This window comes from Allobosea sp. NPDC055332 (assembly GCF_053645455.1).
Genome location: NZ_JBSHMO010000025.1, coordinates 1 through 1482, shown reverse-complemented (window position 1 = coordinate 1482; position 1482 = coordinate 1). Strand labels below are relative to the sequence as shown.

General features: G+C 65.6%; 1 protein-coding gene and 1 pseudogene. Both read left to right on the top strand.

Translation table 11 applies throughout. The annotated features are described in order from the left end of the window. A pseudogene (locus ACWIGM_RS31355) lies at positions 1 to 237 on the top strand (hypothetical protein); the annotation flags it as partial. Next, entirely contained in the window at positions 234 to 1472 is a 1239-nt protein-coding gene (gene mrx(A) / locus ACWIGM_RS31350; protein ID WP_000004159.1) for a phosphorylated macrolide efflux MFS transporter Mrx(A), read from the top strand. The pseudogene ACWIGM_RS31355 and the gene mrx(A), both read left to right, overlap by 4 nt. Positions 1473 to 1482: the final 10 nt, after the last annotated feature.

Here is a 1482-nt window from a genome sequence, read left to right as displayed (position 1 = left end):
CGCGTTGATGACCCTGCCATCGACATGGCCGCGCACCTTATGGTCTTTGGTGAAGAGGGGCTCGCGAAGCTCCTCCTCACGTATGAAGCGGCCGGTGGCCGGGTGTGGCCGCGGCTCGCCCACCACATCGCGGAGCGCCTTGCGTTCGGGGCGGTCACCTACGCACTCTTCGCCCTCGACTCGGGTAACGAAGAGTACCTCGCTGCGGCGAAGGCGCAGCTCGCCGCAGCGGAATGAGCGAACGTCGATATAGCCCGCTCGCGACGCTGTTCGCGGCGACCTTTCTCTTCCGGATCGGCAACGCGGTGGCGGCCCTCGCGCTTCCATGGTTCGTCCTGTCTCATACAAAGAGCGCGGCCTGGGCGGGCGCCACGGCCGCTAGCAGCGTCATCGCGACCATCATCGGCGCGTGGGTTGGTGGTGGCCTCGTCGATCGGTTCGGGCGCGCGCCCGTCGCATTGATCTCGGGTGTGGTGGGCGGCGTGGCCATGGCGAGCATCCCACTGCTCGATGCCGTTGGCGCCCTCTCGAACACTGGGCTGATCGCTTGCGTGGTGCTCGGTGCCGCGTTCGACGCACCCGGTATGGCCGCGCAGGACAGTGAGCTGCCCAAACTCGGCCACGTCGCCGGGCTCTCCGTTGAGCGCGTCTCGTCACTGAAAGCGGTGATCGGGAACGTCGCGATTCTAGGTGGCCCGGCCCTTGGGGGGGCCGCAATCGGCCTGCTTGGCGCTGCGCCAACGCTCGGGCTGACGGCGTTCTGCTCCGTCCTTGCAGGTCTGCTCGGCGCGTGGGTGCTTCCCGCGCGTGCCGCTCGGACGATGACCACGACGGCGACTCTCTCCATGCGCGCCGGCGTCGCTTTTCTCTGGAGCGAACCCCTGCTGCGCCCTCTCTTTGGTATAGTGATGATCTTCGTGGGCATCGTTGGCGCCAACGGCAGCGTCATCATGCCTGCGCTGTTTGTAGATGCAGGACGCCAAGTAGCAGAGCTCGGGCTGTTCTCCTCAATGATGGGGGCTGGTGGTCTCCTTGGCATTGCCATTCATGCGTCGGTCGGCGCCCGGATATCAGCGCAGAACTGGCTGGCGGTGGCATTTTGTGGCTCTGCGGTGGGCTCGCTTCTGCTTTCACAGTTGCCAGGCGTGCCGGTGCTGATGTTGTTGGGCGCGCTCGTGGGACTGCTGACCGGCTCAGTCTCTCCCATTCTCAACGCTGCCATCTACAACCGCACGCCGCCAGAACTTCTCGGCCGGGTACTCGGCACGGTCTCGGCGGTGATGCTGTCAGCCTCGCCCATGGTTATGCTTGCGGCCGGCGCGTTTGTCGACCTTGCTGGTCCGCTCCCTGGCCTCGTTGTATCGGCCGTGTTTGCGGGGCTCGTGGCTCTACTCTCGCTCCGTCTTCAATTTGCTACAATGGCGGCGGCAGCCACAGCCTCCGCCCCAACCCATACAGAAGGTGAACACTGATGCCCCGCCC